Raw genomic sequence first — 14,322 nt, 5'->3', positions numbered from 1 at the left:
TATAATAAACATAGTTAATCCATTGCTCTAGGGATGAACCACTGGTTCATTTAATTGTAACCGTATTGACAACAAAAAAAATAGCAGTTAATTACAAAGCATCACCTATTTGTTTTAACACAACATCTTCAATTCCATTTTCATTAAAAAAATAAGAATCTAAAATACTCCCTAACTCTGATTTGAGACTGCGGTTTTCAGATAAAAAATCATCTTTTCTATAGGTGACAATTCTGTTCATATGAGCATGATCGTTATTTACATCAAAGTTAAGATGTGTTTTTTCCATTTTTCCATTTTGTATGGTTGATTGTATCTGTGCCAAGTTCTCCCTACCCACCTTTTTTAAAAGATCATTCCATAATTCAAAGCCGACACTGATTTTATTGTATTTTAAAATTTCATCTGTTGGGTTTATACAGAAACAAAGGTTTTCGTTTTTTTTGTGACAATACCATGATTTTACACTTTTGTAGTCTCTTTCGGTAAAAACTTCTTCTATCTCCTTGTCGAGAAATGTAATAGCAGCTTTTCTTTTCTCAAAGATTTCGTTTATTGCTTCTTTTTGTTCGATCAAAGATCCAATTAATTTATTTAATTCAGGTTCGTTCATTTTGTTTCTATAATGTGAATTAATCGTTTTTGCGTATTCTCGTAAATAAAATACATCTATGTCACTTTCAATATGGCTCAATATCAGTTTCTGTTGAACTTTTGTTATCAATTCTCGATGTGTGATATTGATAAAGTAAGGTTTCCTTTGGGTATTGGGTTCTTCGATTATTGGCTCAAGGGACAAAACAACTCCTATAATATTTTCTTCTTTATTATGGGGGCTGTTATTTACATGTTGAAAGTATACATCTAAAGGATTGGAGAGATAATGATATAATTTGTTCTCAATAATTATACTCCAATCGATACCTGTAAGTAACAGGTCTATTCTTTTAGATTGGTCTTCCGGAGCAACTGCATTTGAAGTAGTCACCTCGGTAGACACTTCAAATTGTCCTGTAAACTTTTCAAAAGCATTTACCTTATCCAGTTTTAAATCTAAAATACTTACCAAGGCATCAATAAACAAAGTGCCAAATCCATGATCTTCTTCAGGGTCAAAAAAATAGGCTAACAACTTTGAATTTATTGTCTCTTTTCTTTGTACCCCAAGAATGTCAAAAAAGTTTTTCTTTTGCTTTTTAGGTAACTCGGGAAGTTGCCTGGCAACTTCATTGATTCTTTTGTATAATTCAATCATAACTTACTCATATAATTTATGCATAATAGTTATTTGTTCAGTTATTTTCTCCCGTAAGGCCAAGGGTTCCAAAATGACCGCAGAGGCCCCTAATTTTAAAATTTCGGCCATAAATTCATAATTGGGTTTTAATTCATAATTTACTCTCCCCCAGCCATCTTTATAATGATCATCAATACAGACCTGTGAATGGTGTAAAGGCAGGCTCCTCAAATATTTTATCTGTTCATTGGTTACCTTTAATACTATTTTCTGTAGTGGTTCTAGGCTGTAGGTTAAACCAACTACCTCCCTAAACTGATTTAACTGGATTTCTATATTCTTAAATTTTGAGCCTTTCTTTTTTAAGATATGAACATTACGTATTCGGTCGAGTCCAAAAGTTCGAATTTCCTCCATACCATCCGGGACAGCTATCAAATACCATCTATTTAGAAATTCCTTTAGGCGAAACGGACTAACTATGTATTCTTTGGAATCATCATGAAAGAAATTCATCTTTGTGAACCTTATTTTTTGAGCAAGGGTAATCCCTTTCAAAATAGGTTTCATATTCTGTAAACCATAGAACCCAGAGCTGTCATCGGGTATCACCCATTTTTGGAAGGTTTTATAATCCTTTAAACCCGTTTCATAGATTTCGGCCAAGGATGATAATTCGGCAAACTTGAAAAAGGTAGCGATACGCTCAGGGTCATCATCCAAGACATACCCTCTTTTGCTTCTATCGTATTGTATTTCCAAACCAAAATCAGTTTTTAATATCTCGAAATCACGCTCAAGCGTACGGTCGCTTATCTCTTGGTCGTAGTCATTTCTCAAACGTTCCAATATCTCCCCTTTAGAAATGCCCGGTAAATTCTTTATAAGGTAAATACTGCGCTCCAATCGTTTCAAAAGTTTGTAATTCGCCATGATTCGTGTTTACAAAGGATAGACTTTACTCCGTCATTTAATGACGATGTAAGTTAAAAATTTAGTTCGACATGGTTTGGCGGAGTGCAACTTTAATTTTGTCTAAAAATATCACCGATCATGGAACATATCATATTAAAGGACATCATCAAGTTCTCAAAAAGGGTAAAAGGATGTAAACTGAAAAAACAGCTGTTGGATAGTGAAGAGGATTTCTTATCAAGGATAGATGATTATTTCCGGACAACCCGGTTTCAATCTCTAATATTAGTGGCTGTTTTTGAATTGAACAGTGAAGATAACTATCCGGATTATGCCGAACTAGCTACTTTCCTAAAATGCTCGGCAATAGAATTGTTCGTCTTTAAAAAAGAAATTGAAGCAATGTATGATAAGGGGATTTTAGAGAATGAATCCAGAATTGTTTTTTCAAGAATAAACAACACCCGGTTCAAAATATCAGAAAGGGTGAAAAATGCCATTATTGAAAACAAGCCCTTCTCTCCTCCTGAACCAACAAAGATGACCCCAATACAAATTGTAGTTTGGGTTAAGGATTTGATCGAAGCACGTAGGCTCGAGGACGGTAATATTCTTGAGCTAAGGGTCGAATTCCGTAAGATCTTCATGGATTATAAGGAAACGGATTTCATTAAATATTTGAATGGACTAAAATTCAACACGAAAAACCTAATGGCATATTTATATGTCATTGCACATAATGTACAGGGCAACCGAGATTGTGAGCTGCAAAGGTTTTCCAAAGGATTCTTTCAGGATATAACCGATCAATTGTTTTATGAAAAAGAAATTTTGGATAAGAAGAACCAGCTTATCAAATTGGACTACTTTGTTCTTAACGATGATAGTTTTTATTCTTCTGCAAGTGTTTCTCTTACAGAAAGGAGTAGTAAGGAATTAGAGCCGTTCAAAATCCCCATTCGATTAAAAAACCAGGAAAAAAATGTGCAATTGATTTATCCGAACCAGGTTTTTAAAAAGAAATTATTCTTTGATAGTGTTACTGATAAGGAAATGGACTCAATAACCAGAAGTCTAAAGCCGATCAAATATAAGAAGATTATCAATTCATTAAAGTCTGAAGGTTTGAGAACAGGTATTTGCACACTTTTTTACGGTGATCCAGGTACAGGTAAAACGGAAGGGGTATACCAAATTGCCAAAGCTTCTGGCCGACCTATGTGGAAAGTGGAATTGAGTGAATTGAAATCCATGTGGTACGGAGAAAGTCAAAAACTGGTAAAAGCTTTATTCAAGAACTATGAAGCACTTTGTAGAAAGGAAAAAGTAACTCCTATTTTATTGTTGAACGAGGCAGACGCTATTCTAGGTAAAAGAATAGCCCAAAACCGAAGTGGGGTAGAGAAGGAAGATAATGCCATTCAAAATATCTTCCTGGATTGTCTTGAAAATTTTGAGGGGATTCTTTTTGCCACGACCAATCTAGAGGAAAGTCTGGATGAAGCATTTGAAAGAAGGTTTTTGTTTAAAGTTCGGTTTAACAAACCAAATAAGATGTCTCAAAGTAAAATTTGGAACAATGGGCTTCATGGTATTTCTAAAACAACATCCAATTATTTGGCCACCAACTTTGACCTTACTGGTGGGGAGATTGAAAATGTGATTCGAAAATTTAAAATGGCAAGAGTATTAAACCCAGAAATTGATATAAAGGAAAAGCTGGTTCAGTTGTGTCAGTCGGAACGGTTTGATGAAAGGAATCAACGTACAAGAATAGGTTTTAATTTTTAAGACGTTATGGAGCTAAGTGGGTACTATAAACTCAATGTCTTAAAAATGAAAAGAAACAATGAACTCAAGTAATTTTCACACATTGTTTTCGTTATAAATAAATCTTCAAATCTTCACAATTTTAAAGAATCGACATCATGCAAATAATTTCGATTTATCTACTTATCGGTTTGGTCTTTAGTATTACGGCTTCTGAAATAGACAAGATGCCATCAGAAGATGGTAATCAGGATATAATGACCCATACTGACAAGGTCATCTACATTCTCCTTTGGCCGGTCATTATTTTTTATCTCATGTATAAACTAAAAAAATAAAATGTGGCGATTATTGTATGACTCCATTATCGGAATTGAAAAAGTGGATTTATTTAATGTTTCCCAAGAGCGTGCATTGGCTTTAATTCACCTATTAGACCAAGATGACCTAGAGTTAAAGACTACCCTTAGCAATATAGTTGAGCATGAACGATCAAATGAAAAGGATAAAGTAAAAAAAATATATGCTATTCTTGAAAATGAGCGTCTGATGGGCCTACTTTTTGGGGACAATGTTCTGAAACTAAAAATATCATCTAATTATACAAAACTCGTTCAAAAAGCACCAATACTTTCTTCTACGGATAATTTAGAACACCTGATAAAGGGAGTAGTCGATAAAATTGTCAAAGAAAAGAACTCCATTATTTCCCCTCAAAAGTTCGAAACAATCAAAAGCCATGTACTGGATTTGCCGGATTCTGATTTTATGAACAATATCTACAGTATAGACAGTTCTGGTTTTTCGGACCTGCGATTATATCATTTATGTGAGACACGATATTTTAAACGAATAAAAAACGGGTATTCAAAAAAATGGAATACGGTGGTGGCCATGAAAGATTTCAGGGTCACTAAATTATATTATAAAAAACACCTCTTAATGGGTTTTTCGCTTTATAGAAAAGAAGATGGCGAACAGTTCTTCTGGAGTGGACAACTACAAGAGGTTTTGGAGAGTTTAACGAGAAAATAAATAATATGCATCAGAAAAAGAGAGAATTGATCAGTCAATTTATTTACAGTTGGAAACAATTAAAAGAAGAAGGTGTTATTAAAAATCAAAAAGACTTTACTGGTCAAATTGCGGAATGGTTAATTGCAGAATTATATAATGGAACTTTAGCAGAAAATGGTAAACAAAAAGATTGGGATTTAATAGCTGATAATCTAAAATATCAAGTGAAAGGACATGCCAAATCCAAAACTTCAAAAAGAAGGGATACCGATTTCAATTACAATATGAACTCGGAACTAGATGTATTTGTTATTGTAGTCTTTAATGAAGAATTTAAACTCAAAAACATTTTCCAAATTTCAAAATCGGAGATATTTGAAAAGAAATTAATTGAAAATAGAAATAAAGGTAGTGTCATTTTATGGAGCAAATTAGAAAATTATGATATTTTACGCTCCTATAAATGGAATAAAAGACAAATGGATATTCTGTCTATATTTTTCACCGATGACGATGATTCTAAAATAGAGTGTAAAACTTACAAAATAAAAATAGGAAAGGACTATTGGGAAAAAGGTTATCTCACTCCTCCCAAAAAAGCCTTATCATCTTTACCCCCGGAGGGAACTCGTATTATTCTTAGACCTAGGAATAAAAAAGAAATAATTTGTAATCTAGTCAATAACCCCAATAAAAGAATTTTAAGTAACCTCGAATTGAAGGATTATATACAGCAAAACTTTGAAATTGGAGATACATTAGAATTTGAAATGGTAGGCGACAATAAGATGAAAATTCTGAATTAAAATGAAACCCCTAACCAAATCCCGCTTTAAACTTGGACTGGAATGCCCTAACAAACTGTATTTTACATCTAAAAAAGAATATGCCAATCAAAGTCTTGACGATTCGTTTTTGGTGGCATTGGCAAAAGGAGGATTTCAGGTAGAGGCTTTGGCGCGTTTGCATTACCCGGGAGGCGTATTTATTGATACGGAAAACCATGAATATGACCGGGCAATAAATCTTACTCGTGTACAGCTGGGAAAAGATGCTATTTCCATATATGAAGCAGCCTTTGAACACGAAGGACTTTTCATCCGAACAGACGTTCTTTCTAAAAAAGGAAACCACATTAAGCTCATTGAGGTAAAGGCTAAATCATTTGACCCCAATGATGAATATTTATTCTTGGGAAAACGAGGGGGAATCAATAAAGGATGGAAATCATACCTTTTCGATTTGGCTTTTCAAAAGTATGTGGCACAGAAAGCGTATCCCCAATTTACATTTGAAGCCTATCTCTTGATGGCGGATAAAACAAAAACCTCCAAAGTCAATGGCCTAAATCAATTATTTAGGGTACCCAAAGAGGGAAACCCAAGAACCGATGTGGTTAGGAGTATATCCTCTATAGACGAAATTGGGGGCTCCGTGCTTTCGGAAATCAATGTGGATACCCTAATCAATGGTATTATTGCAAACGAGCACCCTTATTTTGACAATCTTTCTTTTTTGGAGTCCATTACTTTGTTTAAAGGCGCTTATCAAAATAACGAGTACTTAAATTGGCCTACGAATTTCAGCAGTTGTAAAGGTTGTGAATTTAAAACCACTCCAGAGCAAGCAAAGGAAGGGTTGAAATCCGGTTTTAAATATTGCTTTAAAAAACAACATCAATGGCAGGATCAGGACTTTGAAAAATCGAATGCATTTGAGATATGGAATTTTAGGGGCAAGAACCTTGTTGAAGAGAACCGCCTGCTTATGGATGACCTTACCGAGGAAGACATCAATATAAAAGTGGAAGCGGGAAGGTTATCATCTTCCGAACGGCAATGGGTCCAAATTGAAAAAGCCCAACAAAAGGACGATTCCATTTTTGTTTTAAAAGAGGAACTGAAAGAAGAAATGGCTAAATGGAATTTTCCATTACATTTCATAGATTTTGAAACCAGCACCGTAGCCTTGCCTTTCACCAAAGATAGAAATCCTTATGAGCAAGTAGCTTTCCAATTCTCCCATCATCAATTACACGAAGATGGAAGTATTGAGCATAGAAATGAATACATCAATAACACCCCTGGGGAATTTCCCAATTTCGAATTTGCCCGTGCTCTGAAAAAAGCCCTATCCGAAGATGAAGGAACAATTTTCAGGTTCGCAGCTCATGAAAACACAATTGTCAATGCTATTATATCCCAATTACAGGCAGGTACAGAGGAAGATGCCACCGAATTAATTGCCTTTTTGAAATCCATTTCAACTTCGACTAAAAACAATGTGGATCAATGGATCGGTCGGCGAAGCATGGTGGATTTGAACAAAGTGGTCAAAGACCACTATTATAATCCGTTGACCAAAGGCTCAAATAGCATTAAAGCCGTTTTGCCCGCTAGTTTGGACACCAGTACTTTTTTACAGGAAAAGTATAGCCAACCTATTGGAACAATAAGAGTCGGTAGCACCAATTTTGAAGCAGATCATGTTTGGCTCCAAAAAAACAATGAGGGAGTTGTTAATCCGTATAAAATGTTACCTCCTTTGTTTGAGGGCTGGAGTATGCTCGAATTGGATGACACCATTTCCGAATTGGAAGGTATTGCCGATGGTGGTGCGGCTTTAACCGCTTATGCCAAATTACAATACACCGACATGGACCAAAAAGAACGTGATGAAATCACCAACGCCTTGTTGAAATATTGCGAATTGGATACCTTGGCCATGGTCATGATCTATGAGCATTTTAAGTATGATCTTTATGTTTGACACTTCACATTTTACATAGAAGAGTATAGTAAAAAGACTATTTCATAAAAATGGTGGTAATTCCTTAACGAGGATTTCTCATTAGATACTCATCAACCTTTAGGTTAAGATCTTCTTTAGTCATTTGCCTACCCTGCATTAACCATTTGTCAATTTCTTTCTTTTCAAAATATAAACGCCTACCCTTTTTGATGAATGGTAAAGAACGTTTATGCACAAGTCCGTAAATGGTGTAAACTGACAGATTTAAATAAGTGCTGAGTTCTAAACTTGTCATGGGTTTACTTCGGGCTTTACCTATATCTCCTTCTTGCTGTGATACTAGCTTTTCTAGCAATGCTTCAATCCGGTTTAGGCGTTCATTAATGATTTCAAATGGATTTTCCATATTCAGGTTTTAAAGTTTGCGCAACTTTGTATGAAATACTATTTAATCATGATTTTTTTTCGCTAAAAACGGTTTTCAATATATAAGCATCCATTTCATCTTCGGTAGGCATTTTGGTTTTAGTTGTATTGTTCTTTTTGATATTCTTTTTCTTGGTTTGAAAAACTAGATTTTCTAGTAATAACTCAATGCGCTCTAATCGTTTGTCTATGATTTCATAAGGGTTGTCCATGATTACAATTTGATTATAATTAGCGTAGGGTAATTTTTATTTAAAGCTTATGAAGCTTGGTTTATATTCATTTCTTAGAATAAAATTAGATTTTTATTTGAAGAAAAAGTAGCATAAATAGGGTGGTTTATTGTCAAACCATGAATTATATAGAAGTTAGGTAGTTATCCGTTTTTGTTTGCTGATAATGATTGTTATGGGGTGCCTAATTATGGGAGGAGGTCGTCTGTAATTTCATTGAACTTAAAATCTTGTAAACGGCTTTGATTCCTTGTTTGCTATACCCATGCAATGAAGACTTTTTTAGTTGTTTTCATTACAGATTTTCGTATTCCCTATCATTTATCCTATCCTTACTTCTTTATATAAGGGTAGTAAGATACCCTTCATTTCAGGTGATTTTCCCAGTATTTCTTGCTGAATTGTAATATTACCTAGGGTACTTAAGAACTTAAAAATTAATCTATTAGGGTAGGGGTAGTTGATCAAAACAGGCCTCGTATTACCCTGTGTATATTTTACGGGTAGGCTCTTAAAATGCTTATAATCAATAATATAGGTAGTTTTTACCTTGTTAATACCAAAAAGGCTACCCTGTTATTTACCCTAAGGCTACCCTTGGCCTACCCTGATTGAACTACCCTGTCCTACCTTATATAACTACCCTAGCTGTTTTGGTCGATTTTTGGTTATTTTTTTTTTTTGAATATATTATTAATCAGATAATGGATGGCCTCTTCATCGCTCAGCACTGACCGTCTGACCTTATTGGATTTTTGTTTGGATATCTCTTTATCATCTCGAATGGGGTTATTTTTAGGTACATCCTCATTTTTAACATTAAGAGGACTGCTTTTTTCGAACCCAAACTTCTTGTTGAGGTCCAGCAATACCTTTAGGTAGCCTTCGAATGTAACGATTTCCTTAAGTATAGGTGCTTTGTCAACAAGGGCGTTGTTGAAATACCCGGTGTCACCCATAAGGAAGTGGGCCAGTCCTTCCGGGAACATTTTTATTAGGTTTCTTGGTAGAACATCCCGGTGTAATGCGAAGAGCTCCAGTTTTTCGGCATTCTTTACGACATGATCGCCACTCGGAGTGTTTTCCAGCCTAACCAGGTCTAACCGGGTCTTAAGGATATTGTTGGATATGGATAGATAGTGATCCCTGGCTATTCTTTTAATTTCCAACGGTTCAAGTCCGAATGTTTGATTGTTATAACCGTAGAAGAAATCGATAAATATATCTGTGGATAGATTGGCATAGTTGGCCAATATAAAATTATGGAAAGCAATAACAAGATTTGTTGAAGGGACTTGGACCTTTGTACTGTTTTGGAGGGCCATTTCGCTCAATCCGCCTATTTGAAGCGATATTTTATTCTCTTCCACAAAAATTCCTTTAGAAATATATAGTGCGGTGCGTTCTTTCTCAGAAAGTGAAAGAAGATCAAGTTTTTCTAAAAGTCCAAGATAATTCATAAAAATATTTAGCTATTGGAAGTTTTCGTTGGTTTTAAAAGTTGTGAATAATCTTCGGGCAAGGCTGCATCGATATCCCGTAAATATTTTTCAAGTGCGGTCAGTGTCGTATGGCCTGTAATGAGCATCAATCTACTTTTTACCTCTAACGGGGTGGCTGTCCGTTCCATTTTCCTGAACATTCTGGTGATATAGGTATGTCTGAAACTATAGAGCCCATAATCCTTACCTAAATTGAAATGATTCTTGACCTTTCTGAACCGTTTAGTAAAGTAATTGCGTTTTTCTGTTTCGGAAACGTTCCACAAGTCTCCTAAACCATTAGGGGTGAATAGTGGGTTTTCCTTATTCATTTTAGAGATGTCGGGTAATTCGTCCAATAAGATCTCTGGAATGATCTTTATCTTGACCGGTTTGTTCTTTGCGCGTACATATATTCTGCGATCGGATATATCAAGGTCGCCGACCTTTAATCGACATACCTCTATGGGCCTCAATAAATTATAGGAAATGAATTGTATGAATAATCGCAGTATGGGGTCGTGTTCTTTTAGATATCGGTCAATGTCCTCGACTAGCTTGGGTGTGTAGGTCTTGTTCCGTTCAGGAATGGACTTTTCTACATTTATTCTAAGGATAAAGTTCTCCGGTATCAGTTCGTTGTCTACCAATGTTGTAAAGAGCGAACTTAAAGCCGTACGTGCATTGTTACGGTTGCGGGGACTTGTTTTTTCAAGTACGGAGTTCAGGTATTGAATCACGGTTTTCTTGTTGATGCTTTTAATGTTGTCAATCTCCTTTTTGTTTTCTTCAAGCCATCGCTGGAATCTATTGATACGGCTTTTGTACTTGGGATAGGAATTGTCGTTCAGGGTGTTTTTTTTGATTCGTAGCCCGATTTCGAAAGCTTCTTCCACGGAAACTTTTTCTTCTGGTTTCGATTTCTCTTCATGTACGGGGTCGTTCACCATACTATTACACGTTGTCCTTGTGGGAGGGGAGGTTAAGGGGGCGATCACCTCTTTTGCAGGAGCTTTGGATACTTGTTTAGGAACAGTGCCTAGTTTTGGTTCGTTCGGCTTTCCAAGAAATTTGGCCTCAAGTTCCGAATTGTCTTTGTACGGGTCAAAGCCTGCTTCTAGCAAAAGGAGCAGGTTGCGCTGAAGGACCTTCAGAAATTGCAATCGCTTTGTCTTGTCTTTATACCTGTTGGCCCCACCTTTTATATAAGGTTGCCTTTTTTGTTTACCGGTCTTGGGATCGCGGAAGGAAAAATAGACGAACCACTGTTTTTTCAACGCATCGTTTTGTTGCGTTTTAGTTAGGGAGGACCACTTTGAAATATCGATTCCACCAGTATAGATTTTTGGCTCGATATAGTTCGGTTTCATGGAAAAAGTGTTTACGTTTTTGTTTACTGAACGTAATATTACGGAAATACAAGGCATAAAAAAAACGGATTGTAGTTCACAATCCGTTTGTTTATAGCGGTTACGCCTTAGTAGCGGGGACTGGACTCGAACCAGCGACCTTCGGGTTATGAGCCCGACGAGCTACCTACTGCTCTACCCCGCGATATGGGTTTCATCTTTCTTGTTGTGAAACTTCAGTTCATTACCCTGACAAGATGAGCGCTACTATTTGTAACGGGCGACAAATATACAACGGTTTCTTGGTATAATCAAAACTTGTTGCGATAATCTTTTTAAGAACCCACTTAAGTTAAAACTCTTAAAATTCCATATCTTCGAATTTTTATAGCCCATGGACCTTATCAATGATTTTATTGCAAAGATGTTACCTTATACAGAATGGCCCATGTTCATTCTACTTATTTTAGGCGGACTTTTTCTTGTTTTTTATTCCAAGCTTTTACCCTATCGGTATTTTGGTCATGCCATAGCCATCACTATGGGTAAACATGATAAGAAAGATGCTAAAGGGGATGTGAGTTCCTTTCAGGCCCTTTCTGCCGCGGTAGCGGCCACTGTGGGTTTAGGTAATATTTCTGGAGTTGCTATTGCCATTCACGATGGTGGGCCAGGCGTGGTTTTTTGGATTTGGATGACCGCCCTTATAGGAATGTGCATCAAATTTTATTCCTGTAGTCTATCAATAATGTTCAGGGGAACCGATGCCGATGGTAATCTGCAAGGAGGTCCCATGTATTATATTACCAAAGGTTTGGGTGAAAAAGCAAGGCCCTTGGCTATATTTTTTGCTATTTGCGGACTTTTTGGTTTTTTGGGGGTATTTACGGCCAATCAATTTACTGAAACTTTTATGAGTGTCATAGAGCCATCACAGACGATTTATGCGATGAGTGATGTTAATTGGAAATGGACTATAGGCTTTGTATTGGCAGGGGTAACCTCTATTGTGATTTTCGGGGGTTTAACCAAAATAGCCAAAGTGGCTTCTGCCATAGTACCTTTTATGGTGGCTGTTTATTTGATTGCAGTAGTTGTGGTAATGGCATTGAATGCCTCTGAGATTATGCCTGCTCTAAAAATGATAATAACCGAAGCCTGGAATTTCAATACCATAGTAACCGGAGGTTTTTGGGGGTTGGTGATCATAGGGGTTCGTAGGGCCATGTTCTCGAATGAGGCCGGTCTGGGTAGTGCGCCAATGTACCACGGGCAATCAAAAACGGATAACCCGATAAAGGAAGGGCTTGTCGCCATGTTGGGGCCTTTTATAGATACGATTATGGTTTGTACCTTTACCGCTGTTGTTATTATTCTCAGTGGAGCGTATCTTGAAGATCAAAGTGGTATTGTAATGACGCTTTCCGCTTTTGAAAAGACGCTTTATGGTTTTGGTGATGATTTATTGATGTTGATCGTAACCGCATTTGCGCTATCTACATTATTCACCTATTCGTATTATGGTGTTAAGTGTTTGTCGTTTCTTACGAATGCGAAAATCGGTAAATTCTATAATTGGTACTTTGTGGTCATGATCGTATTCGCAGCGGTTGCCTCGTTGGATTTGGTAAAGAACCTTATCGATTTATCGTATGCTTTAATGGTGATTCCCAATATGATAGCAGTCTTATTGTTGGCACCAAAAGTGAATAAGGCTGCAAATGAATATTTTAAAAAGTTGAAGAATGGAGGAGCATAAAGCAGGATTCGTAAATATAATAGGAAACCCCAATGTGGGTAAATCTACATTAATGAATGCATTCGTTGGTGAGAAGCTTTCCATTATCACCTCTAAAGCACAGACTACCCGTCATCGCATCTTGGGTATTGTGAACGGAGACGATTTTCAAATGATTTTATCCGATACACCTGGAATCATAAAACCAGCCTACGAATTACAATCGTCCATGATGGATTTTGTAAAGTCGGCCTTTGAAGATGCGGATGTATTACTATATATGGTCGAAATAGGGGAAAAGGCATTAAAAGATGAGCAGTTCTTCAAGAAAATAGAAAACAGTAAAATACCTGTTTTACTTTTGTTGAATAAAATCGATGCTTCCACCCAAGAAGAACTGGAAGAACAGGTGCAATATTGGCAAGAACAATTGCCATCAGTTGAGATACATCCAATTTCGGCATTGAACAACTTTAACGTTAAGGGGGTGTTTGAGCGTATTCTTGAATTACTCCCCGTATCTCCCGCCTATTACCCCAAAGATCAACTTACCGATAAGCCTGAGCGGTTTTTCGTAAATGAGACCATACGGGAAAAAATACTTCTTTTTTACAAGAAAGAAATTCCATATTCCGTTGAAATAGAAACCGAGGAATTTTTTGAAGAGCCTGAAATCATTCGCATGAGAGCAGTAATTATGGTTGAGCGTGAGTCCCAAAAAGGAATCATCATCGGCCATAAAGGTAGTGCGCTAAAACGGGTCGGAATTGAGGCCCGTAAGGATTTGGAAAAGTTTTTCGGCAAACAGGTACATTTAGAGTTGTATGTTAAGGTAAATAAGAATTGGAGAAATGATGCCCGACAATTGAAACGTTTTGGTTACAATAAAAAATAAAGGTCATATTTCCAAAATACGATTCATAAACTGGTGCAATTCATGCATTTGAGGTTTTCCTTTACTTCTTCCGGCTCTTCCAAAGGCGTATAAAACAAACCAGAGTAGAACCATAAAAACCATTAATCCGATTTGAAGGGTCAATGGCCTACCTAATGAGGCACTCGAATAGGCCCAAACACCTAATCCTATAAAAATGGTGGCTACCCCAAAATGAAGGAACATAAAAAAGGTCCATAGCGTAGGGTTTGGCCCAAACAGACCATAAATTTTACTGCCACCTTCATTCAAATCATTTATTTCCAAATGTAATTGTGGTGACCAAAAATGGACTTTTTTCCTATTGAACTTTATGAATACGTGGTCATCTATTCGCTTCACCAAAAAGGGTGGTAGGTCTGCTTTTTCAAAGGAATTTAAAATTGAATCTTTGGATTTGGCCATTTCAATTTGAAACCTAGGACGCAGGACTATCTCATTCGGTAAAATGCTCATGTTTGACTTTTAAGT

The 14,322-nt window shown here is 36.4% G+C and carries 14 protein-coding genes and 1 tRNA gene; 7 read left to right on the top strand and 8 right to left on the bottom strand.

Annotated elements, in window-relative coordinates; genetic code table 11:
- Positions 1-91: 91 nt before the first annotated feature.
- Together GJ691_RS00280 and GJ691_RS00275 are read right to left on the bottom strand one after the other, a co-directional pair.
- Positions 92-1,255, bottom strand: a complete 1,164-nt coding sequence (locus GJ691_RS00280) for a PD-(D/E)XK nuclease family protein (RefSeq protein WP_154362587.1) — start codon at positions 1,253-1,255, stop codon at positions 92-94.
- Positions 1,256-1,258: 3 nt separating this feature from the next.
- Positions 1,259-2,170 carry a helix-turn-helix transcriptional regulator gene (locus GJ691_RS00275; protein WP_154362586.1) on the bottom strand — a complete coding sequence of 304 codons (912 nt, stop codon included), beginning with the start codon at positions 2,168-2,170 and terminating at the stop codon, positions 1,259-1,261.
- 120 nt (positions 2,171-2,290) lie between these two features.
- On the opposite strand from GJ691_RS00275, the gene GJ691_RS00270 reads away from it, so the two are divergent.
- The 5 genes from GJ691_RS00270 (at position 2,291) to GJ691_RS00250 (ending at position 7,708) form a co-directional block, all read left to right on the top strand.
- The gene (locus GJ691_RS00270; RefSeq protein ID WP_154362585.1) at positions 2,291-3,943 is read left to right on the top strand and encodes an ATP-binding protein; all 1,653 of its coding nucleotides are present in this window, start codon (positions 2,291-2,293) and stop codon (positions 3,941-3,943) included.
- A 137-nt stretch (positions 3,944-4,080) separates the two neighbouring features.
- Positions 4,081-4,260: a hypothetical protein gene (locus GJ691_RS00265; RefSeq protein ID WP_154362584.1), complete on the top strand. Its 180-nt coding sequence runs from the start codon at positions 4,081-4,083 to the stop codon at positions 4,258-4,260.
- Between the two features lies 1 nt (position 4,261).
- Positions 4,262-4,957, top strand: coding sequence for a hypothetical protein (locus tag GJ691_RS00260; protein WP_154362583.1), 696 nt, complete (start codon positions 4,262-4,264; stop codon positions 4,955-4,957).
- 5 nt (positions 4,958-4,962) lie between these two features.
- Positions 4,963-5,745, top strand: a complete 783-nt coding sequence (locus GJ691_RS00255; protein WP_154362582.1) for a hypothetical protein — start codon at positions 4,963-4,965, stop codon at positions 5,743-5,745.
- A gap of 1 nt (position 5,746) precedes the next feature.
- A complete protein-coding gene (locus GJ691_RS00250; protein WP_154362581.1) occupies positions 5,747-7,708 on the top strand; it encodes a DUF2779 domain-containing protein in 1,962 nt (653 codons plus the stop codon).
- Positions 7,709-7,772: 64 nt separating this feature from the next.
- Here the strand turns inward: GJ691_RS00250 and GJ691_RS00245 are convergent, their stop codons facing one another.
- From GJ691_RS00245 to GJ691_RS00225, 5 genes are all read right to left on the bottom strand, one after another.
- Entirely contained in the window at positions 7,773-8,096 is a 324-nt protein-coding gene (locus GJ691_RS00245; RefSeq protein ID WP_218944416.1) for a helix-turn-helix domain-containing protein, read from the bottom strand.
- A 46-nt stretch (positions 8,097-8,142) separates the two neighbouring features.
- Positions 8,143-8,328 carry a hypothetical protein gene (locus GJ691_RS00240; RefSeq protein WP_154362580.1) on the bottom strand — a complete coding sequence of 62 codons (186 nt, stop codon included), beginning with the start codon at positions 8,326-8,328 and terminating at the stop codon, positions 8,143-8,145.
- Positions 8,329-9,017: 689 nt separating this feature from the next.
- Positions 9,018-9,809 (bottom strand): hypothetical protein, encoded by a 792-nt coding sequence (locus GJ691_RS00235; protein WP_154362579.1) that lies wholly within the window; start codon positions 9,807-9,809, stop codon positions 9,018-9,020.
- Between the two features lie 8 nt (positions 9,810-9,817).
- Complete coding sequence (locus tag GJ691_RS00230; RefSeq protein WP_246200062.1) at positions 9,818-11,200, bottom strand: tyrosine-type recombinase/integrase; 1,383 nt, start codon at positions 11,198-11,200, stop codon at positions 9,818-9,820.
- Between the two features lie 111 nt (positions 11,201-11,311).
- Positions 11,312-11,384, bottom strand: a tRNA-Met gene (locus GJ691_RS00225).
- Positions 11,385-11,573: 189 nt separating this feature from the next.
- Here GJ691_RS00225 and GJ691_RS00220 point away from each other — a divergent pair.
- Together GJ691_RS00220 and era are read left to right on the top strand one after the other, a co-directional pair.
- Positions 11,574-12,938: an alanine/glycine:cation symporter family protein gene (locus GJ691_RS00220; protein WP_154362577.1), complete on the top strand. Its 1,365-nt coding sequence runs from the start codon at positions 11,574-11,576 to the stop codon at positions 12,936-12,938.
- Positions 12,925-13,812: a GTPase Era gene (gene era, locus GJ691_RS00215; RefSeq protein ID WP_154362576.1), complete on the top strand. Its 888-nt coding sequence runs from the start codon at positions 12,925-12,927 to the stop codon at positions 13,810-13,812. Before GJ691_RS00220 ends, era begins: the two co-directional genes overlap by 14 nt.
- 3 nt (positions 13,813-13,815) lie before the next feature.
- On the opposite strand, the gene GJ691_RS00210 is transcribed toward era, so the two are convergent.
- On the bottom strand, positions 13,816-14,307 hold the full coding sequence (locus tag GJ691_RS00210; RefSeq protein WP_179954981.1) for a GTP-binding protein: 492 nt from the start codon (positions 14,305-14,307) through the stop codon (positions 13,816-13,818).
- Positions 14,308-14,322: the final 15 nt, after the last annotated feature.

The organism is Maribacter luteus (assembly GCF_009674825.1).
Lineage (GTDB): Bacteria > Bacteroidota > Bacteroidia > Flavobacteriales > Flavobacteriaceae > Maribacter_A > Maribacter_A luteus.
Note: the sequence above shows the minus strand (reverse complement) of the source record. Positions and strands in the feature narration are given on the sequence as shown.